Origin of the sequence: Xenorhabdus sp. IM139775 (assembly GCF_028598745.1) — a bacterium.
Classification (GTDB): Bacteria; Pseudomonadota; Gammaproteobacteria; order Enterobacterales; family Enterobacteriaceae; genus Xenorhabdus.
The window spans coordinates 1-20,987 of the sequence record NZ_JAQRFK010000036.1 but is presented as its reverse complement, the minus strand read 5'-3'; the positions used below and the strand labels follow the sequence as shown (position 1 = coordinate 20,987).

General features: G+C 45.3%; 15 protein-coding genes. 14 read left to right on the top strand and 1 reads right to left on the bottom strand.

Annotated features, from left to right (window positions below):
* Nucleotides 1–125: 125 nt before the first annotated feature.
* From cmk to kdsB, 8 genes are all read left to right on the top strand, one after another.
* Nucleotides 126–812, top strand: a complete 687-nt coding sequence (gene cmk, locus PSI17_RS09505) for a (d)CMP kinase (protein WP_273551763.1) — start codon at nt 126–128, stop codon at nt 810–812.
* A gap of 193 nt (nt 813–1,005) precedes the next feature.
* Nucleotides 1,006–2,679 carry a 30S ribosomal protein S1 gene (gene rpsA, locus PSI17_RS09500; RefSeq protein WP_273551762.1) on the top strand — a complete coding sequence of 558 codons (1,674 nt, stop codon included), beginning with the start codon at nt 1,006–1,008 and terminating at the stop codon, nt 2,677–2,679.
* Nucleotides 2,680–2,752: 73 nt separating this feature from the next.
* Nucleotides 2,753–3,043, top strand: a complete 291-nt coding sequence (gene ihfB, locus PSI17_RS09495; RefSeq protein ID WP_010846914.1) for an integration host factor subunit beta — start codon at nt 2,753–2,755, stop codon at nt 3,041–3,043.
* A 237-nt stretch (nt 3,044–3,280) separates the two neighbouring features.
* Nucleotides 3,281–5,635, top strand: coding sequence for a ComEC family protein (locus PSI17_RS09490; protein WP_273551761.1), 2,355 nt, complete (start codon nt 3,281–3,283; stop codon nt 5,633–5,635).
* 35 nt (nt 5,636–5,670) lie between these two features.
* The gene (gene msbA / locus PSI17_RS09485) at nt 5,671–7,419 is read left to right on the top strand and encodes a lipid A ABC transporter ATP-binding protein/permease MsbA (protein ID WP_273551771.1); all 1,749 of its coding nucleotides are present in this window, start codon (nt 5,671–5,673) and stop codon (nt 7,417–7,419) included.
* The gene (gene lpxK / locus PSI17_RS09480; RefSeq protein WP_273551760.1) at nt 7,416–8,417 is read left to right on the top strand and encodes a tetraacyldisaccharide 4'-kinase; all 1,002 of its coding nucleotides are present in this window, start codon (nt 7,416–7,418) and stop codon (nt 8,415–8,417) included. The genes msbA and lpxK overlap by 4 nt, the downstream gene beginning before the upstream one ends.
* A 22-nt stretch (nt 8,418–8,439) precedes the next feature.
* Complete coding sequence (locus PSI17_RS09475) at nt 8,440–8,619, top strand: Trm112 family protein (RefSeq protein WP_099140619.1); 180 nt, start codon at nt 8,440–8,442, stop codon at nt 8,617–8,619.
* A gap of 3 nt (nt 8,620–8,622) precedes the next feature.
* The gene (gene kdsB / locus PSI17_RS09470; protein ID WP_273551759.1) at nt 8,623–9,372 is read left to right on the top strand and encodes a 3-deoxy-manno-octulosonate cytidylyltransferase; all 750 of its coding nucleotides are present in this window, start codon (nt 8,623–8,625) and stop codon (nt 9,370–9,372) included.
* A 114-nt stretch (nt 9,373–9,486) separates the two neighbouring features.
* Here kdsB and elyC read toward each other — a convergent pair whose 3' ends face one another.
* Nucleotides 9,487–10,329, bottom strand: a complete 843-nt coding sequence (gene elyC / locus PSI17_RS09465) for an envelope biogenesis factor ElyC (RefSeq protein ID WP_273551758.1) — start codon at nt 10,327–10,329, stop codon at nt 9,487–9,489.
* Nucleotides 10,330–10,547: 218 nt separating this feature from the next.
* Here elyC and cmoM point away from each other — a divergent pair, with 218 nt between their 5' ends.
* The 6 genes from cmoM (at nt 10,548) to ldtD (ending at nt 20,750) form a co-directional block, all read left to right on the top strand.
* A complete protein-coding gene (cmoM, locus tag PSI17_RS09460; RefSeq protein ID WP_273551757.1) occupies nt 10,548–11,333 on the top strand; it encodes a tRNA uridine 5-oxyacetic acid(34) methyltransferase CmoM in 786 nt (261 codons plus the stop codon).
* On the top strand, nt 11,330–12,652 hold the full coding sequence (gene mukF / locus PSI17_RS09455) for a chromosome partition protein MukF (RefSeq protein WP_273551756.1): 1,323 nt from the start codon (nt 11,330–11,332) through the stop codon (nt 12,650–12,652). Before cmoM ends, mukF begins: the two co-directional genes overlap by 4 nt.
* Entirely contained in the window at nt 12,633–13,355 is a 723-nt protein-coding gene (gene mukE / locus PSI17_RS09450) for a chromosome partition protein MukE (protein ID WP_273551755.1), read from the top strand. Before mukF ends, mukE begins: the two co-directional genes overlap by 20 nt.
* Complete coding sequence (gene mukB, locus PSI17_RS09445) at nt 13,352–17,815, top strand: chromosome partition protein MukB (protein ID WP_273551754.1); 4,464 nt, start codon at nt 13,352–13,354, stop codon at nt 17,813–17,815. The genes mukE and mukB overlap by 4 nt, the downstream gene beginning before the upstream one ends.
* Nucleotides 17,816–18,031: 216 nt before the next feature.
* The gene (gene aphA, locus PSI17_RS09440) at nt 18,032–18,745 is read left to right on the top strand and encodes an acid phosphatase AphA (RefSeq protein ID WP_273551753.1); all 714 of its coding nucleotides are present in this window, start codon (nt 18,032–18,034) and stop codon (nt 18,743–18,745) included.
* A 274-nt stretch (nt 18,746–19,019) separates the two neighbouring features.
* Nucleotides 19,020–20,750 (top strand): L,D-transpeptidase, encoded by a 1,731-nt coding sequence (ldtD, locus tag PSI17_RS09435; RefSeq protein ID WP_273551752.1) that lies wholly within the window; start codon nt 19,020–19,022, stop codon nt 20,748–20,750.
* Nucleotides 20,751–20,987: the final 237 nt, after the last annotated feature.

Sequence of the window (20,987 nt, the reverse complement as noted above, 5' to 3'; positions counted from 1 at the left end):
GTTTTTCTCACCTGCTGAGCACCGTATAATAGGGCAGGTTTTTATTGCTTGCTAATTAAGCAATTTTTTGCATTCAGTAGATGACCTGTCTGTTATACGAATGTTATGCGAGAAGGAGGATAATAATGGCGGCAATAGCCCCAGTAATAACCGTTGATGGGCCAAGTGGTGCCGGCAAGGGAACACTATGTCAGGCATTGGCTGAAGCGTTAGATTGGCAATTGCTTGATTCAGGTGCCATTTATCGTGTATTGGCACTGGCTGCCATCCATCATCAGGTGGATATCCAGTCTGAAGACGCTCTGGTTCCTCTGGCAGCAAACCTGGATGTTCGTTTTGTGCCCGAAAATGGCAAACTCCGGGTCATTCTGGAAGGCGAAGATGTCAGCAATGAAATTCGTACTGAAACTGTTGGAAACACAGCTTCACAGGCGGCCACATTCCCACGTGTCCGTGAGGCGCTCTTGCGTCGGCAGAGAGCTTTCCGCATTGCTCCCGGGCTGATAGCCGACGGCCGTGACATGGGAACAATCGTGTTTCCTGACGCGCCGGTGAAAATATTTCTTGATGCAAGTGCGGAAGAACGGGCGCGCAGACGCATGTTACAGTTGCAGGAGAACGGTTTTAGTGTTAATTTTGAAAGCCTTTTGTCCGAAATACAGGAGCGGGACTTCCGCGACCGCAATCGGGCAGTTGCGCCTTTAGTGCCTGCACAAGATGCATTGATCTTGGATTCGACCAGCATGTCTATCGAAGAAGTGATTGATAACGCACTGACTTATGCGAGAAACGCGCTGGAAATACCCGCATAATCGTTAATTTTCTGAAATACGCTATTGCAGTAGTGTATCAAGAAGATGTATATAGAATTCTGGTGTATTGGTAGTGAAATATGCTGGTACACTAAAACACCTTGTAACAGGGAAAAGTTGCGAGGTATGTAAAACAACCCCATTCGGCTGGAAGCTAAATGGACGTTAATTAAAAAACTTGAAGATCATTAACATGACAGAATCTTTTGCTCAACTCTTTGAAGAATCCCTACAGTCTATCGAAACTCGTCCAGGTGCCATCGTTCGTGGTGTCGTGGTTGCTATCGATAAAGACGTTGTATTGGTTGACGCAGGTCTGAAATCAGAATCCGCCATTCCTGTAGAACAATTCAAAAATGCTCAAGGTGAGCTGGAAATCCAAGTTGGCGATGAAATCGATGTAGCTCTGGATGCGGTAGAAGATGGTTTCGGTGAAACTATCCTGTCCCGTGAGAAAGCGAAACGTCACGAAGCATGGCTGATGCTGGAAAAAGCATACGAAGAAGCTGAAACTGTCACTGGTATTATCAATGGCAAAGTAAAAGGCGGCTTCACCGTAGAACTGAACGGTATCCGTGCATTCCTGCCAGGTTCACTGGTTGACGTTCGCCCAGTTCGTGACACTACTCACCTTGAAGGCAAAGAGCTTGAGTTCAAAGTCATCAAGCTGGATCAGAAACGCAACAACGTAGTTGTTTCCCGTCGTGCAGTTATCGAATCTGAAAACAGCGCAGAACGTGATCAGTTGCTGGAAAACTTGCAAGAAGGCATGGAAGTTAAAGGTATCGTTAAGAACCTGACTGACTACGGTGCATTCGTTGATCTGGGCGGCGTTGATGGCCTGCTGCACATTACTGATATGGCTTGGAAACGTGTTAAACATCCAAGCGAAATCGTCAATGTGGGCGATGAAATCACAGTTAAAGTACTGAAATTTGACCGTGAGCGTACCCGCGTATCTCTGGGTCTGAAACAACTGGGTGAAGATCCATGGGTAGCTATCGCTAAACGTTATCCAGAAAGTACTAAACTGACTGGTCGCGTAACTAACCTGACTGACTACGGCTGCTTCGTTGAAATCGAAGAAGGCGTTGAAGGTCTGGTACACGTTTCAGAAATGGATTGGACCAACAAAAACATCCACCCATCCAAAGTTGTTAACGTTGGTGACGTTGTGGAAGTTATGGTTCTGGATATCGATGAAGAACGTCGTCGTATCTCCCTGGGCCTGAAACAGTGTAAAGCTAACCCTTGGCAGCAATTTGCTGAGACTCACAACAAAAACGACCGTGTTGAAGGCAAAATCAAGTCTATCACTGACTTCGGTATCTTCATCGGTCTGGACGGCGGCATCGACGGTCTGGTTCACCTGTCTGACATCTCCTGGAACGTTGCAGGTGAAGAAGCAGTTCGTGAATACAAGAAAGGCGACGAAATTGCTGCTGTAGTTCTGCAAGTCGATGCAGAGCGTGAGCGTATCTCTCTGGGCATCAAGCAACTGGCAGAAGATCCATTCAACAATTACCTGTCTGTAAACAAGAAAGGTGTAATTGTTACTGGTAAAGTCACTGCGGTTGACGCAAAAGGTGCTACAGTTGAATTAGCTGACGGCGTTGAAGGTTACATGCGTGCATCAGAAGCTTCTCGTGACCGCGTTGAAGATGCAACTCAAGTTCTGAACGTTGGCGATGAAGTTGAAGCTAAATATGTTGGCGTTGATCGCAAAAACCGCGTAATCAACCTGTCTGTTCGTGCAAAAGACGAAGCTGATGAAAAAGACGCTATCGCTTCTGTGAACAAACAAGAAGACTCAAACTTCGCTAACAACGCAATGGCTGAAGCTTTCAAAGCAGCTAAAGGCGAATAATCTAAGTCAATAACGACGGGTAATATTTTCTATTAGGGAATATTACCCGAATACGGTAGTTTAGGGAGGTACCATGACCAAGTCTGAATTAATCGAAAGACTTGCGGAGCAACAATCTCACATGCCGGCCAAAGCCGTTGAAGATGCAGTGAAAGAAATGCTTGATCATATGGCAGAAACATTAGCCGCAGGTGAACGTATTGAAGTTCGCGGATTCGGCAGCTTTTCTCTTCACTACCGGGCTCCGCGTGTGGGGCGTAACCCAAAAACAGGTGATAAAGTGGAATTGGAAGGTAAATATGTTCCTCACTTTAAACCTGGTAAAGAGTTACGTGACCGCGTGAATATCTATAGCGATAGCTAAAAGATATCAGTTATTACTTAATTAAACTAACGGCACCTTAGGGTGCCGTTTTTTGTATATCCAATTCTTGATCCTCTGATTTTTGTGAGAATAACCGTATTTTTTGAGACTCGTTTCTTCTGTTTGAAAATTAATTTGCGAAGTAGCTCCACAGTAACATTTCTCCAACTGGCAGCCAGATCTATTATGAAATAAGCTCTTTTACGTGAATGGAATATCAGCGCAGAGGCATAATGGATGCAGTCTATAATATCTTTCCCTTTAACACATTTATTCGCTGTTTGGCGAAAATCGGCGTCGCTTATCAGCTTCAACTTGACGGCATCAGTCATTGTGTTGGGTATTCTGCCTTTATTATTCCTTGCGGAGCTTCCTCAAACAAAAGTTATCAAATATCTTATTTTTCTGGCATTTTGTTTACTATTTTTTCCTTTTAAAGCCATTAGATTAATATCATTAGGATTATGGGTATTTATTTTTGGATGTTGGCACGCTCATCAAATATTGGCGGAAATCACTTATTTCAGCGAAACTTCCCGCACTGCAATGGTTATGATTGATAGCGTATCATTGGGAAATATAACAGAGAAAAAAGAGGAGAATGATCAAAAGACGCGTTATCGTATTCGGTTGATTGAGAGCAATGGAAAATATATTTTTCCTGCCTTATACGCATCAGTATCATGGGACTCTCAGGAGTTGCTGTGTGCGGGTCAGAAATGGCAGGTGACAATGAAACTTAGGCCTGTCCATGCTCAATTAAACCATGGTAGTTATGATAGCCAACGCTATTTACTTTCTATCCATCAGCCGTTGAATGGAAAAATTATTAAGGCAAAACCACTCAATAGAAACTGTAACCTTCGGCAAAATTTCATTAATCAATTGCTACCGAAAATTCAGCCCCTAAAACAGTCGGGTATTGTATTAGCACTTGCGTTTGGTGAAAGGGCATGGCTGGATAAATCCACTCGCTTGCTATTACAGCAGACAGGCATTGCTCATCTGATGGCAATTTCAGGGCTGCATATTGCAATGGCCAGTCTATTTGGCTGGGGTTTTGCGAGAATAATGCAATTTTTCTTTCCGGCAAAATGGATTGGATTTCGTTTCCCATTAATCATGGGCTGGTTAATGGCAATATTGTATGGATGGCTGTCTGGTTGGGGAATTCCCGCCGTTCGGGCAATATTGGGGCTAACCCTGTGGATTTATTTACGCTGGAAAAGCCAGCTTTGTTTTTCATGGCAATGGGCTTTATGGAGTGCCGCCCTTATTTTACTTTTCGATCCCTTAGCCATTCTTGCTGACAGCTTCTGGCTCTCATTTACTGCGGTGATGGCACTGTTATTTTGGTTTCATTGGATGCCCTTGCCAGAAAGAATGCGTCACGGTTGGCAATGGGCATGGTTGCGTGGACTGCATATGCAGTTAGGTCTGATGTTAATGTTGCTGCCGTTGCAGCTTCTGTTATTTCAGGGCGTTAATATTGCATCATTGGTGGCTAATTTATGGGCTGTCCCGATTATCTCTTTTGTCTCTGTGCCATTAATTATGTTAGGGATCGTGGGTATTTTTCTTCCGGTTATCCAATCATTATTATGGCAACTTATTGATGACAGCATTTTATTTGCCTTGGCACCTTTACCTGCCTTGACATATTCATGGTTTGAAACGGGGCACTATCCCATTGTGATGACGCTTGCCGGCTGGTTTTTCGTTGTGATTTGGCGATTAAGCTGGTGGCGCTCTTATAAATGGTTATTGGGGATTTGCATCGGAATTATTGCGTGTTATTCCAAGCGTTCCAATGATTATCAATGGCGCTTTTCAATGCTGGATGTGGGGCATGGATTAGCTGTGGTGATTGATAAGGGAGGAAAAGCGATCATTTTCGATACGGGCAATCGTTGGGAAACGGGCAGTATGGCAGAAAAAGTCATTGAACCTTATTTACGCTGGCACCGATTAACACCAGGGCAAATCATTCTTAGCCATGATCATTTGGATCATACGGGAGGAATGGAATATCTGATGGAAAAATATCCTGACATCCAAATTAGAAGCCCTTCATTAAATCAGGCCCATTTGTCTTGTGTCCGTGGTGAACAGTGGACATGGCAGGGATTACATTTTAAAGTCCTCTGGCCACCAGAAAAGACAGCGATTGTTGGCAATAATCAATCTTGTGTTATCCGCATTGATGATGGTAATCACAGTTTATTATTAACCGGGGATTTGGAAAAGCAGGGGGAATACCGCTTATCGGCGCTTGAGAAAAATCATCTGTCAGCAACTGTACTACAAGTCCCACATCATGGGAGTAACACCTCTTCTACCTCCGTATTCATACGTAAAGTGATGCCCCAATATGCTTTGGCTTCAGTAGCACGCTATAGTCCGTGGCGACTGCCTTCAGTGAAAGTGAAACAACGTTATAAAAATGCCGGGGTTGAGTGGCATAGTACTGCCGTTTCTGGTCAGATAACCGGCTATTTTTATCGCGATCACATTAAATTAAAAGGTTATCGACAACAAATAGTATCACGGTGGTATCATCAGTGGTTTGGTATTCGTGGCGATCATGAGTAGAATGATTCGCTATTTCTTTTGGTTTTGGTAACTCAATAATGAATGATAAAGACCTTTCTACCTGGCAGACCTTTCGCCGATTGTGGCCGACCATCACTCCTTTTAAGGCCGGTCTGTTAGTTGCGGCGGTTGCGCTGGTTATGAATGCTGCCGGTGATACATTGATGCTTTCTTTGTTGAAGCCTTTGCTTGATGAGGGTTTTGGCAAGGCAGACATGAGTGTATTGAAGTGGATGCCACTGGTTGTTATCGGGTTGATGTTGTTGCGTGGCATATCTGGTTTTGTATCAAGTTATTGTATCTCTTGGGTATCAGGCAAAGTTGTTATGCAGATGCGTCGCCGTCTGTTTAATCATATGATGGGAATGCCTGTTTCCTTCTTTGACCAGCAATCCACGGGAACTTTGCTTTCCCGTATTACCTACGATTCAGAACAGGTTGCTTCCTCCTCTTCCGGTGCATTAGTGACGGTTGTCAGGGAAGGGGCATCAATTATTGGCCTGTTTATCCTGATGTTCTATTACAGTTGGGAACTCTCCCTGATTCTGATCGTCATTGCGCCGATCGTGGCAGGTGTGATTCGCCTGGTTTCTGTGCGTTTTCGTACTATCAGTAAAAGTATGCAAAACAGCATGGGAATGGTGACAACCAGTGCCGAACAGATGCTGAAAGGGCATAAAGAGGTTTTGATTTTTGGTGGTCAAAAAGTTGAAACCGAACGTTTCAACAAAGTCAGCAATCATATGCGTCAACAAGGTATGAAGATGGTTTCTGCTGATTCCATTTCAGACCCGATTATTCAGCTTATTGCTTCTTTTGCACTGGCATTTATCCTGTATGCGGCCAGTTTCCCTGAAATTATGGGGGCTTTAACCGCAGGGAAAATCACCGTTGTGTTTTCATCCATGATCGCCCTGATGCGTCCATTGAAGTCCCTGACTAACGTGAATTCCCAATTTCAACGTGGTATGGCAGCGTGCCAGACGTTATTTACTATTTTGGACATGGAGCAGGAAAAAGACGGCGGTAAATTGGAAATCAAAAAGGCAAAAGGCAATATTGAATTCCGTGATGTCACTTTCTGTTATCCAACCAAGGATCATCCAGCCCTGAACAATATTTCAATGACGATCCCGGCGGGCAAAACCATTGCATTGGTTGGGCGTTCAGGATCAGGTAAATCGACCATCGCTAATCTCCTTACTCGTTTTTATAACGTGAATGAGGGTGGGATCATATTGGACGGTCATGACCTGCGTGAATATACACTGGCTTCACTGCGTAACCAAATTGCGTTGGTGTCGCAAAATGTGCATCTATTCAATGATACTGTTGCCAACAATATTGCTTACGCCAGCGAAGGGCAATTTAGTCGTGAAGAGATCGAACGAGCGGCAGAAATGGCTTATGCAATGGACTTTATCAAAAAGCTGGATAACGGCCTTGATACCATGATTGGTGAAAATGGCGTTTTGCTTTCCGGAGGACAGCGCCAGCGTATTGCTATTGCCCGTGCTTTATTACGTGATTCTCCGATTTTAATTTTAGATGAAGCAACCTCTGCACTGGATACCGAATCTGAACGTGCAATTCAGGCGGCATTAGATGAATTGCAGAAAAACAGAACTTCCTTGGTCATTGCCCACCGCCTTTCTACTATTGAAAATGCCGATGAAATTATCGTTATTGAAGATGGCAATATCATAGAGAGGGGAAATCATGCAATCTTGTTGGAACGTGAAGGAGCCTATGCACAGTTACATAGGATGCAGTTTGGCCAATGATTGAACGCATATGGTCAGGCCGTTCATGGCTATATATCATATTACTCCCATTATCAGCCCTTTATGGGCTGGTAAGCGGTCTACGTTGTTTAAGCTATAAACTGGGGTTGAGCCGTTCTTGGCAAGCACCAGTGCCGGTTGTGGTTGTCGGTAATTTGACGGCAGGCGGAAATGGTAAAACGCCGGTTGTGATTTGGCTGGTTGAACAGTTGCAACAAAAAGGCTACCGGGTTGGCGTTGTTTCGCGCGGTTATGGTGGGAAGTCGAAACATTACCCGCTACTGGTTACCGATGAAGTGACAACGACACAGGCAGGCGATGAACCTGTTTTAATCCGTCGTCGTACGGGTGCACCTGTTGCGGTAGCACCAAAGCGAGCTGAAGCTATTCAAGCATTATTGGCACACGCTCCGGTTGATATTGTCATTACCGATGATGGTCTTCAACATTATGCCTTGCGGCGTGATTATGAAATTGTGGTGATTGATGGTGTGCGTCGTTTTGGTAATGGCTGTTGGTTGCCAGCCGGCCCCATGCGAGAACTGGCAGGACGCCTGAATCGTGTTAACGCGATCATTGTCAATGGTGGGGCACCGGAAGCAGGTGAAGTCCCCATGACCCTAAAGGGGGATTTGGCGGTTAACTTGCTGACGGGGGAAACGCGAAAAGTCGCCGATATTCCCAATAGCATTGCAATGGCAGGCATTGGTCATCCACCGCGTTTTTTTGCGACATTACAGCAATTAGGAGCCAGTTTACAGAAAACACACGCTTTTGCTGATCATCAGCCTTACGAAAAATCTCAATTGTTAGCGCTGGCTAATAGTAAGCAGAATTTGTTGATGACAGAAAAGGATGCGGTTAAATGCTTCCAATTTGCACAACCTAACTGGTGGTATTTGCCTGTACATGCTGACTTGCCAGAGGAAAAAGGGCAAAAAGTATTGAACGATATTTGTGCCTTGTTGCCAGTGTTAAATATTGCCAATCATCAATAAGATAATGTTACTTGGGGGATATATGGATCACCGTTTACTCGAAATCATTGCTTGTCCGATATGTCATGGCAAACTCAGTTATGATAAAGAAAACTTTGAACTGATTTGCAAATTTGATCGCCTCGCTTTCCCTTTCCGTGATGGCATTCCTGTGCTGTTAGAGCATGAAGCGCGTGCCTTGCCGACAGAGGAAAACAAATAATCCATGTTTACCGTGATCATTCCAGCACGTTTTGCCTCAACGCGTTTACCGGGAAAGCCACTGGCCGATATTCATGGCAAACCCATGGTTGTGCGTGTGATGGAACGGGCTGTCCGTTCCGGGGCTGACCGGGTTATTGTGGCAACAGACAATCAAGACGTTTTTGATGCAGTGATGGCTGCGGGTGGTGAAGCTTGCATGACAAGCGGAAATCACCATTCAGGGACAGAACGCTTGGCGGAGGTTATCGATAAATATCAATTTGCTGATGATGAAATTATTGTGAATGTGCAGGGTGATGAACCCCTGATTCCAGAACAGATCATTAAGCAGGTAGCCGATAATCTGGCTGGCAGTGATGCAGGGATGGCAACGCTTGCCGTGCCGATCCAGGATGCGGAAGAGGCATTCAATCCTAATGCTGTCAAAGTGGTTATGGATTCGAAAGGTTATGCGCTCTATTTTTCTCGCGCCACGATCCCGTGGGAACGTGATCGTTTTATGCAATCAAAAGAGACGATTGGAAACCATTTCCTGCGCCATATTGGTATTTATGCGTATCGGGCGGGGTTTATCCGGCGCTATGTTCAGTGGGTTCCAAGTCCGCTGGAAGGTATCGAAATGCTCGAACAATTAAGAGTGCTTTGGTACGGTGAAAAAATTCATGTTGCAAAAGCACTGCAAGCACCCGGTGCAGGTGTTGATACACCAGAAGATTTGGATGCGGTCAGGCAAGTTTTTGCCACAATCTGATTTCTTGTTTGATATGACAATATTCGTCGTACTTCAAGATGCCTTGATTATCTCCCCGCCGTGTCGCGGGGGAGATAATCATACGACGAGTATATGAACATTGCCCATCTGAGGCTATTTCTCATCACCGTTTTGTTGAACGTTCTCTGATTTTTCAATCCTGCTATCTCTGCTTGCCGGCTTAATGGCTTGCCAGATTTGCCCTAATGTTTCATACCAGGCACGCTCTGTGTGTGATAAGTAATAGGGAGAAGGAATATATTTTTCCCACGGATATAGGGGGGTTGTGATCGCCAATTGATTAGCAGGACCTGCAATTGGATGCAGACCCCGTTGTTCAAAAAACTGGAGAGATCTTTCCATATGATTGGCAGAAGTCACCAGGATAAAAGGTTGTTGCCCGACGACTTTTTCAACTTCAGCCGCTTCTTCTTCTGTATCCAAGGGTTTTTTTAATGCTATCGTGTCTTCTACAGGGATCCCCAGAGATTGTGCTACCATAGCGGCAACTTCGGCACTGCTCATCGCATTTACGCCTTTACCGCCAGTGAAAATCATTTTAGCGCCAGAATTAAGATGATATAACCGAATACCTTCAGTCACTCTGGGTAAGCTGTTACTGATAAGGTTAGCACTGGGAGCCCACTGAGGGTTATAAGTAAAACCGCCTCCGAGAACCACAATATATTTTACGGGAGCCGTGGAATGGGAGGGGATAGCGGTTGCATCCGGTTCATAGCGCTGAACATATTTTCCCTCGACAGGGAGTAAGAGCTTATCCGCGATAGGTTGTAAACTCAATAAAAGCAATGTAAGCCAACTGAGTGATAAAATGGCTTTCCCTGTTTTTTGCCAGCGGCTGAACCACAGTAATAGCAGGGCGGTAAAAGAGACGATAATCATCAATGGCAAAGGCATTAATAGCGAGCCGATATATTTTTTTAGCAGAAATAACATTGATTGGCCTTGGGTTGGTTAAATTGTGATCTCACAGGGGCAAATTTGAGGCTAAAAGTAGTTAATTAAATGATTACTGTGCCAAAATAGATAGTAGAAAAAAAATAGCAGTAAAAAATAGAGAGAGCAGTGAAAAATAACGGCAGTAAAAATAGCAGTAGATAGCATAACGACTCAATAGATAAATTAAACTTAGCTGATAAGTGGGGCAATTTTTCATGCGGGATCGCAATTTCGATGATATTGCAGACAAATTTTCACGTAATATTTACGGCACAACCAAGGGTAAAATCAGGCAAGCCGTTGTCTGGCAGGATATTAACGAATTGCTGAATCATTTGCCTCAACGCCCATTGCGTATTTTGGATGCCGGGGGCGGTGAAGGGAATATGGCTTGCCAATTAGCTGAATTGGGACATCAGGTCATACTTTGTGATCTATCACAAGAGATGATCCAGAGAGCGAAACACAACGCCAGAGAGCGTGGTGTTCTCAATCAGATGCAATTTATCCAAAGCTCGGTACAGGAAATTCGCCAGCATATTGAACAGCCCGTTGATCTGATTTTATTTCATGCTGTATTGGAGTGGATCACTGACCAAAAAGAGGCGATAGAAACATTGGGCGATATAATAATGTCCGGTGGTGCACTGTCATTAATGTTTTATAATGCTAATGGGCTGGTCATGCGTAACGCCATCTTAGGTAATTTTCATTTGGCGACGCCCAATATCCAGCGTCGCCGAAAACGTTCTCTATCGCCGCAAAATCCATTAATACCCGAACAGGTATATCAATGGTTGACTGAACTTAAGATGGAAATAACAGGTAAAACAGGCGTGAGAGTTTTTCATGATTACCTGCAAAATCGTCAATTACAAGACGCAGATTTCCCCGCGTTGCTTGAACTTGAGCAGCGTTATTGCAGGCAGGAGCCCTATATCAGCCTGGGGCGTTACATTCATGTGATGGCACGCAAGCCTACCTTAAAGAGCGAATTATGAGTGAATATTCCCAGACTGTTCCTGAACTTGTCTCCTGGGCCAGAAAAAATGATTTTTCAATTTCGTTGCCACCCGAACGGTTGGCTTTTTTGCTGGCGATTGCCGTACTAAACAGTGAACGGCTTGACGGTGAAATGAGTGAAGGGGAGCTGGTGGATGCTTTTCGTGAAGTATGTAAAGGTTTTGAGCAGACTTCGGAAGCGGTATCCGTCAGGGCGAATAATGCCATTAACGATATGGTTCGCCAGAAATTACTTAACCGTTTTACCAGTGAATTAGCGGATGGTAATGCCATTTATCGTCTGACCCCACTGGGAATTGGCATCAGCGATTATTATATTCGTCAGCGTGAATTCTCCACGTTGCGTCTTTCCATGCAGTTATCCATCGTCGCCAATGAATTGCATCGAGCGGCAGAGGCCGCCGAAGAAGGGGGGGATGAACTGCATTGGCACCGCAATGTTTTTGCCCCTCTCAAATACTCCGTGGCTGAAATTTTTGACAGCATCGATATGTCTCAGCGCTTGATGGATGAACAGCAAAACAGCATAAAAACGGATATCGCCGCACTACTCAATCAGGATTGGCAGGCTGCCATCGCTAATTGTGAACAACTGCTGTCTGAAACCTCCGGCACACTGCGGGAGCTTCAGGATACCTTGGAAGCGGCGGGTGATAAATTGCAGGCGAATCTATTACGCATTCAATCGGCGAATATGGACAGCGGCGGATCTGAGCTGGTGGATAAACTGGTTTTTGACTTACAAAGCAAACTGGATCGCATCATTAGCTGGGGGCAACAGGCCATCGATCTGTGGATAGGCTATGACCGCCACGTTCACAAATTTATCCGAACCGCCATTGATATGGATAAAAACCGCATTTTTGCCCAGCGTCTTCGTCAATCTATTCAACACTATTATGACAGCCCGTGGGCATTGACTATCGCTAATGCAGAACGTTTTCTGGATATGCGTGATGAAGACCTGACTCTGCGCAATGAAGTGGTAATGGGAGAATTACCGCCAGAAATGGAGTACGAAGAATTTAGTGAGATCAATGAACAATTGGCTGAAATGGTAGAACAGGCACTGGCGGTTTACCAACAGGCAAAACTTCCTCTGGATTTGGGAGCTGTCCTGCGTGACTACCTTGCGCAGTATCCACGTAAACGTCATTTTGATGTGGCACGTATTTTGGTGGATCAAGCAGTCAGGTTGGGCGTTGCAGAAGCAGATTTCTCTGGGTTGCCAGCGGAATGGTTAGCGATTAATGATTACGGAGCCAAGGTACAGGCACATGTCATCGACACATATTGAACAACTTATGCCAGTGAAACTGGCTCAGGCATTATCCAATACACTTTTCCCTGAATTAGACAGCCAGCTACGGGCCGGACGTCATATCAGTCTGGATGATCTTGATAATCACGCTTTTTTGATGGATTTTCAGGAAGAGCTGGAAATGTTTTATGCGCGTTATCACGTCGAGTTAATCCGTGCACCAGAAGGTTTCTTCTACCTGCGTCCCCGTTCAACGACGCTGATCCCGCGATCTGTGCTGTCTGAATTGGATATGATGGTGGGTAAGATCCTGTGCTACCTCTACCTGAGTCCAGAGCGCTTGTCCAATCAGGGGATATTCACCTTTCAGGAACTGTACGAAGAATTACTGTCATTGGCAGATGAAAACAAGCTGATGAAATTCGTCAATCAACGTTCGACAGGCTCCGATCTGGACAAACAGAAATTGCAGGAAAAAGCCCGCACATCCTTAAACCGTTTACGCCGTTTGGGTATGGTTTATTTTCTGCAAAACGACAGCAACAAATTTACGATTACCGAAGCGGTATTCCGCTTCGGTGCAGATGTACGCAGCGGTGATGACCCACGTGAAGCACAATTACGGATGATCCGTGATGGTGAAGCCATGCTGGTAGAAGGGGAAACATCGCAGGAAGATAATGAACATGAAGAAGCATCAGGGCATTCAGCAGACGGTGCGGAGGATGAGCAGTCATGATTGAACGTGGTAAATTTCGCTCACTGACATTGGTTAATTGGAACGGTTTTTTTGCCAGAACGTTTGATCTTGACGAGCTTGTGACGACCTTATCCGGCGGTAACGGAGCAGGTAAATCAACCACGATGGCGGCCTTTGTCACCGCATTGATCCCTGATTTAACCCTGCTTCATTTCCGCAATACGACAGAAGCCGGCGCAACCTCAGGTTCGCGCGATAAAGGCTTGCACGGTAAGCTGCGTGCCGGTGTCTGCTATTCTACGCTGGATGTTGTTAACTCCCGCCATCAACGGATCATCACCGGCGTTCGCTTACAACAAGTGGCTGGGCGTGATCGAAAAGTGGATATTAAACCCTTTATGATTCAGGGTGTCCCGGCATCGATTCAGCCAACGCAGTTACTGACTGAAAATATCAATGAACGTCAGGCCAGGGTTCTGCCATTGAGCGAGCTGAAAGAACGTCTTGATGAGATGGAAGGCGTTCAGTTTAAGCAATTTAACTCGATTACCGATTATCACTCCCTGATGTTTGATTTGGGTGTGATCCCAAAACGCCTGCGTTCAGCCAGTGATCGCAGCAAGTTTTATCGCCTGATTGAAGCCTCATTGTACGGTGGGATTTCCAGTGCGATTACCCGCTCACTGCGTGATTACTTGCTACCGGAAAACAGTGGCGTCAGAAAAGCCTTTCAGGACATGGAAGCGGCATTGCGTGAGAACCGCATTACTCTGGAAGCTATCCGTGTCACCCAATCTGATCGTGATCTTTTCAAACACCTGATTACAGAGGCTACGGCCTACGTCTCTGCTGACTATATGCGCCATGCCAACGAACGCCGCGTTCATCTGGATGAAGCATTGGCCTTGCGCAGTGAGTTATTTGGCAGTCGTCGTCAATTGGTGGCTGAACAATATCGTCATGTTGAAATGGCGAGGGAACTGGCAGAACAGGGTGGTGCCTCTTCTGATTTAGAAATGGATTATCAGGCGGCCAGTGATCACCTGAATCTGGTTCAAACGGCGATGCGCCAGCAGGAAAAAATTGATCGCTATCAATCTGATGTTGAAGAACTGACTTATCGACTGGAAGAACAGAGTGCCGTTGTCGAAGAAGCAAAAGAACTTCAGGTGGAATATGAAGCCATATCTGAAGCGGCAGAACAAGAAGTCGATGAGTTGAAAAGCCAGCTAGCTGATTACCAACAGGCTTTGGATGTTCAGCAAACAAGAGCGATTCAATATCAGCAAGCCCTGCAAGCGCTAGCGCGTGCCCGTGAAATTTGCCAGCTTCCTGATCTGGCGATAGAAAATGCTGACGAATGGCAGGAAACGTATCAGGCCAAAGCGCAGCAGGCGACGGAAACCTTGCTGGCATTGGAACAGAAATTAAGCGTTGCAGACGCGGCCCATAGTCAGTTTGAGCAGGCTTACCAACTGGTAAAAAACATCGTCGGTGAAGTGAGCCGCAGTGAAGCATGGCAAGCTGCCCGTGAAGCGTTGCGTGAATGGCCATCCCAGCGCCATTTGGCCGAACGCGTCCAGCCCTTGCGCATTCAGTTGGCTGAATTGGAGCAACGCTTGGGCAGTCAGCAAAATGCAGAGCGTCTGCTGGAAGCGTTTTGTCAGCGCCATAACCAGCAATATCAGGCGGAAGATCTGGAGGCGTTGCAAGGCGAATTGGAAGCTCAGTTGGACGAATTGAGCTTGAACGCCAATGAAAGCGGCGAACGTCGTATTCAAATACGGCAGGAGTTTGAACAGCTCAAGCAAAAAATTCAGGGGCTGACAGCGAGGGCGCCCGTATGGCTGGCGGCACAGGAAGCCCTGAACCAGCTTGGCGAACAGAGCAATGAAACGTTCGGAAGCAGTCACGATGTGACGGAATACATGCAGCAATTGCTCGAAAAAGAGCGCGAAATTACCGTTGAACGCGATGATGTTGCTGCACAGAAACGCGAACTGGAAAAACAGATTGAGCGTCTGAGCCAGCCAAGTGGTGCCGAAGATAACCGCTTGCTTGCCTTGGCGGAGCGTTTTGGTGGCGTGTTGTTATCTGAAATTTATGACGACATTACCCTTGATGATGCGCCTTATTTCTCCGCATTGTATGGCCCTGCGCGTCACGCCATCGTTGTGCCTGATCTCTCACAGGTTCGTCCACATCTGGAAGCACTGGAAGATTGCCCGGAAGATCTCTATTTAATTGAGGGCGATCCGCAATCTTTCGACGACAGCGTGTTGCATTTTGAAGAGCTGGAAAACTCAGTTCTGGTGAAATCATCTGAGCGCCAATGGCGTTATTCCCGTTATCCTGACGTTCCGTTATTCGGACGGGCAGCAAGGGAAAATCGTCTGGAAGCCCTCAGCCTTGAGCGTGATACGCTGGCAGAGCGCTATGCGACCCTGTCATTTGATGTTCAGAAAATTCAGCGGGCACATCAGGCTTTCAGTCGTTTTGTGGGCAAGCATCTTTCTGTTGCGTTTGATGATGATCCAGAGGTCGAAATTCGTCGTCTGAGCCAACGTCGTACTGAATTGGAACGTGAGTTATCTCAATCTGAAACTCAGACTCAACAACATCAGCAGAAACAGGTTCAGGTGAAAGAGAGCCTGTCAATGTTAAATCGTCTGATCCCACAAATAACGATTCTGTTGGATGAAACCCTGCTTGATCGCGTGGAAACTGTCCGTGAAGAAATGAGCGAAGCTCAGGAGGCCGCGCGTTTCCTGCAACAACACGGTCATGCTCTGGCTAAACTTGAACCCTTGGCATCTGTTTTGCAAAGTGATCCACAGCAACATGAACAGTTGCAGAAAGATTATGAGGCCGTGAAACACAGCCAGAATAAAGCTAAACAACAAGCCTTTGCCTTAACGGAAGTGGTGCAACGCCGTGCGCATTTCAGCTACAGTGACTCTGCGGGTATGCTCAATGAAAATGCTGACCTGAACGACAAACTGCGCCAGCGCCTTGAACATGCAGAATCTGATCGTAGCCGTGGGCGTGAACAATTGCGCCAGAAACAAGCTCAATATGCCCAGTTCAACCAAGTATTGGCATCACTGAAAAGTTCTTATGACACTAAGCAAGATATGTTGAGAGAACTTGAACAGGAGATGAAAGATATTGGTGTTCAGGCGGATGCCAATGCAGAAATCCGTGCCCGTGAACGTCGTGATCAGCTCCATGCCGCCGTGAATACTAACCGTTCGCGCATCAACCAACTTGAGAAACAGATCGCGTTCTGTGAAGCGGAAATGGAAAACCTCCAGAAGAAATTGCGCAAATCTGAGCGTGATTATGACCAGAAGCGTGAGCAAGTGGTGGCGTCTAAAGCCGGCTGGTGTGCCGTTATGCGTATGGTGAAAGATAACGGCGTTGAACGTCGTTTGCATCGTCGCGAACTGGCTTATATGGAGGGGGATGATCTGCGTTCAATGTCGGATAAGGCGCTGGGCGCATTGCGCCTGGCGGTAGCCGATAATGAGCATTTGCGTGATGCGTTGCGTTTGTCCGAAGATCCGAAACGGCCTGAACGCAAGATTCAATTCTTTGTTGCGGTTTACCAACACCTGCGTGAACGTATTCGTCAGGATATTATCCGTACCGATGATCCCGTCGATGCCATTGAACAGATGGAAATTGAGTTGGGGCGCTTGACCGAAGAATTGACCGCCCGTGAGCAGAAACTGGCGATCAGTTCCAAAAGCGTGGCGAATATCATTCGCAAGACCATTCAACGTGAACAGAATCGCATCCGTATGCTGAACCAAGGATTACAGGCGGTTGCTTTTGGGCAGGTTGGGGGGGTTCGCCTGAATGTCAATGTTCGTGAAAGCCATTCCCTCTTGCTGGATGTGCTTTGCGAGCAACAGGAACAACATCAGGATCTGTTTAATAGCCAGCGCTTGACCTTCTCAGAAGCGATGGCGAAACTTTACCAGCGCCTGAACCCGCAAATCGATATGGGGCAGCGTTTGCCCCAGACCATTGGTGAAGAGCTACTGGATTACCGTAATTACCTTGAGCTGGACGTTGAAGTTAACCGAGGCTCGGACGGCTGGCTAAAAGCGGAAAGCGGGGCGCTGTCTACGGGGGAAGCGATTGGTACGGGAATGTCCATTCTGGTCATGGTCGTCCAGAGCTGGGAAGAGGAATCACGTCGTCTGCGTGGTAAAGATATTTCACCCTGCCGATTATTGTTCCTTGATGAAGCTGCCCGGTTGGATGCGAAATCAATTGCAACCCTGTTTGAGTTATGCGAACGCTTACATATGCAGTTAATTATCGCGGCACCAGAAAATATCAGTCCGGAAAAAGGGACAACCTATAAGCTGGTACGTAAGATTTTCAATCACCAAGAACATGTCCATGTTGTCGGGCTGCGTGGCTTTGGGCAGGATGTTCCGGTGGCAGAGCAATCACAAACACAGGTACAGCCTATATTGCAGGAATAACGCCACGAGTGAGTTATCTTCCTATCCAAGAAAGGGGCATATATGCTCCTTTCTTATTTCCTTTCTTTATTGAGATAGCACTCGTTTAGATGCCTATTATCTTGTCTTGCAAATATCATTGTCATCTGGAGTAATTGTGCAGTATCTCTCATTTTGACGTGATAAGAAAGTTTACTATTTCTCACCGTTACTACTAAGATAAAAAAAGGAATAACGATGCGTAAAGTTACCCTGACATTCAGTGCGATTGTGCTCACGTTGGGCTTAAACAGCATGGCACAGGCGAAAATGTTTATGCCTGAGCAAGTGGATTCTGGAGTCACTGCGGCAGGTTTAGCCCAACGTCAGGCAGTGCATTGGGTATCCGTAGGGCAGCTTGAGCGAAGCCTGAAAGACCAACCCGCAATGGCGGTAGGTTTTGATATTGATGATACTGTCCTGTTTTCAAGTCCGGGTTTTTATCGGGGTAAATTGGAATACTCGCCTAATGACAATAGTTATCTGAAAAACCCCGCATTTTGGCAAAAAATGAATAATGAATGGGATAAATTCAGTCTGCCAAAACAAGTCGGTATTGATTTGGTTCAGATGCACTTGAGACGGGGCGATAAGATATTTTTTATTACAGGTCGTGCAAAAACCAAGACAGAAGCTGTGACCCAATATTTACAGGAAGGGTTGCATATTCCGGCTGATAGAATTAATGCCGTTATTTTTGCGGGTGATGAACCGGGTAAAAATAATAAAATCAGTTGGATGAAAGAGCATCAATTGCAGATTTACTATGGTGATGCAGATGCTGATATTGCCGCAGCCCGTAAACTGAATATCCGTGGCATTCGTATCCTCCGGGCATCAAACTCTTCTTACCAACCGCTGCCTAGAGCCGGTCAGTTTGGGGAAGAAGTCGTCATTAATTCTGAGTATTAATCCTAAAATTCAAGAGAAAATATTCTGAACAAAGGCACTTAAGGTGCCTTTTTCTTTTTTTAAATCAGTGTGATTAAAATTATTAGGGGGGATGTTTTATTCTCCTTGGCATTTATTTTGCCTGGCGAGATAAAATCTGACAGGGCAGGCTCGCTATCTTAAGTAGTAATTAGGTATATAATTACTGGTATTCTTTTCTGATAAAACAGGTCTGTGGATACATATAATAAGTCATTGGATTAGCTGTATACATAATAAGGTGAGGTGAGCTATTATGGCAAAGAACACGGTCAGGTTACTGAAAGTTTCTTTTATCTGTAGCGCATGGGTGGTATCACAGGGAGCCTTTGCAAATCAACAAAACGGACTGGCATCGGGTGGTATGCAGCCTTTGCCAGTGGAACAAAAAAGGGAACCTCAAAAAGAAGAACCGGCTATTTCATCTGATAAGACTATTCCTATTTCTCCCGTCAGTGCTATCGATGAAAATCGAAAAAAATTACAAACTTGGTTGCCACAACAAGTAAAACCGATATTCTTTGACCGTCTGGTGACTTTATATTCTGACAATAAAATGAAACCGTTATGGTCAGATAAACAAGCTATTAAAGAATTTGAAGATCAACTGTTTGAAATATCACTGGCAGGTTTTCAACCTCAATTTGAGAAATGGTTAATACAACTTCATTCTTCTGAATTAAGCGATATGGCGCGTGATGTTATTTTATCTGATGCTATGTTAGGCTATCTTCATTTTATTAATCAGGTTGATAAAAAAGGCAGATCATGGTTATACAGTCAATCGCCTTATAAGATTGAATTGCCTCCCTCCCATATAATCGATACGTGGCAACAGCATATCAATAATAATGATGATTTTTCTTATGTTACCCGTTTATCTCCGAGTCATTCTGGCTATAAAAATATGCGTAAGGAGATGTGGGATCAATTGGCGGATAAAGAGCCTTGGGCTGAGTTTTCGTTTAAAGGCACGCTAAGACCGGGGCAAAGTAATGAAGCAGTAATGACATTAAGGAAAATATTGGTTCGTTCCGGTGTGTTGGAGCCATCAGCGGTTAAAGCTGATAATAAGGGTTATGGCAAAGAATTGACAGCGGCCGTAAAGCGTTTTCAAACTCTGCATGGGTTGTCTGCCGATGGCGTTATCGGTAAATCCACTCAGGCATGGTTAAATACAACACCACAAATGCGTGCGCGTATTATGGCACTGAATATCCAACGATTACGGATTATTCCCGGAGATATCCCTACCGGTATTTTAGTGAATATTCCTGACTATTCACTTTTTTACTATTTGGATGGCAAAGAAGTATTAAGCTCCAAAGTTGTCGTTGGCCGTCCCAGCCGAAAAACACCTATCATGAGTAGTGAATTGAATAATGTTGTGATCAATCCGCCGTGGAACGTACCCACCAGTATGACGCGCAAAGACATTGCACCAAGGGCAATGCGTGATCCCAGTTATTTTCGCACGCGGGGTTATACCGTTTTTTCCGGTTGGAGTAATAATGCTAAAGTTATTGATCCTTCTTCAATAAACTGGAGTGTGACAACACCAAGTAATTTTCCTTATCGGATAAGGCAGGCACCAGGCCCAACGAATTCATTGGGGCGTTTTAAATTCAATATGCCAAATTCAGAAGCCATTTATTTGCATGATACTCCCAGTCAGGCTTCTTTCAGCCGGGAAATGAGAGCGGTCAGTTCTGGTTGTGTACGGGTCAATAAAGCACCTGAGCTGGCTAATATGTTGTTGGGAGATGCTGGTTGGGATAAAACTAAAGTGAATAACTCACTGAAAACATGGTCAACGAAATATGTCAATATTCCCCAAAAAATTCCCGTGTTTCTCTATTACCAAACGGCTTGGGTTGATGAGGGAGGCAAGCCACAATATCGAGATGATATTTATGATTATGATATCAATGCAAGGCAGCATTCAGCGCTTTTTTCTAAGTTCTTGGTAGCCAGAAATGATTTATAATTTCTTCCGTTACTCATGAATTTTCAAGATCAGAGTTCGCGGCCTTACGCCTCGCGATGCGCGGTGTAAGGCGTTCCCATAATTTGTGTGCATCACTATTTTATTATCTCCTGTTCCGTGGGGAGATAATAAAATCATCTTGAAGTACGACGAATATATATCATCATTCTTGATAAGCCATTTTCTTATTGAGATGAATTTATGAACATATGGAACATATTTTTTAGTGAAACAGCA

Coding starts and splice junctions, on each gene's coding strand:
- cmk (WP_273551763.1), top strand. CDS start 126: ATGGCGGCAATAGCCCCAGTAATAACCGTTGATGGGCCAAGTGGTGCC.
- rpsA (WP_273551762.1), top strand. CDS start 1,006: ATGACAGAATCTTTTGCTCAACTCTTTGAAGAATCCCTACAGTCTATC.
- ihfB (WP_010846914.1), top strand. CDS start 2,753: ATGACCAAGTCTGAATTAATCGAAAGACTTGCGGAGCAACAATCTCAC.
- PSI17_RS09490 (WP_273551761.1), top strand. CDS start 3,281: ATGCAGTCTATAATATCTTTCCCTTTAACACATTTATTCGCTGTTTGG.
- lpxK (WP_273551760.1), top strand. CDS start 7,416: ATGATTGAACGCATATGGTCAGGCCGTTCATGGCTATATATCATATTA.
- PSI17_RS09475 (WP_099140619.1), top strand. CDS start 8,440: ATGGATCACCGTTTACTCGAAATCATTGCTTGTCCGATATGTCATGGC.
- kdsB (WP_273551759.1), top strand. CDS start 8,623: ATGTTTACCGTGATCATTCCAGCACGTTTTGCCTCAACGCGTTTACCG.
- elyC (WP_273551758.1), bottom strand. CDS start 10,329: ATGTTATTTCTGCTAAAAAAATATATCGGCTCGCTATTAATGCCTTTG.
- cmoM (WP_273551757.1), top strand. CDS start 10,548: ATGCGGGATCGCAATTTCGATGATATTGCAGACAAATTTTCACGTAAT.
- mukF (WP_273551756.1), top strand. CDS start 11,330: ATGAGTGAATATTCCCAGACTGTTCCTGAACTTGTCTCCTGGGCCAGA.
- mukE (WP_273551755.1), top strand. CDS start 12,633: ATGTCATCGACACATATTGAACAACTTATGCCAGTGAAACTGGCTCAG.
- mukB (WP_273551754.1), top strand. CDS start 13,352: ATGATTGAACGTGGTAAATTTCGCTCACTGACATTGGTTAATTGGAAC.
- aphA (WP_273551753.1), top strand. CDS start 18,032: ATGCGTAAAGTTACCCTGACATTCAGTGCGATTGTGCTCACGTTGGGC.
- ldtD (WP_273551752.1), top strand. CDS start 19,020: ATGGCAAAGAACACGGTCAGGTTACTGAAAGTTTCTTTTATCTGTAGC.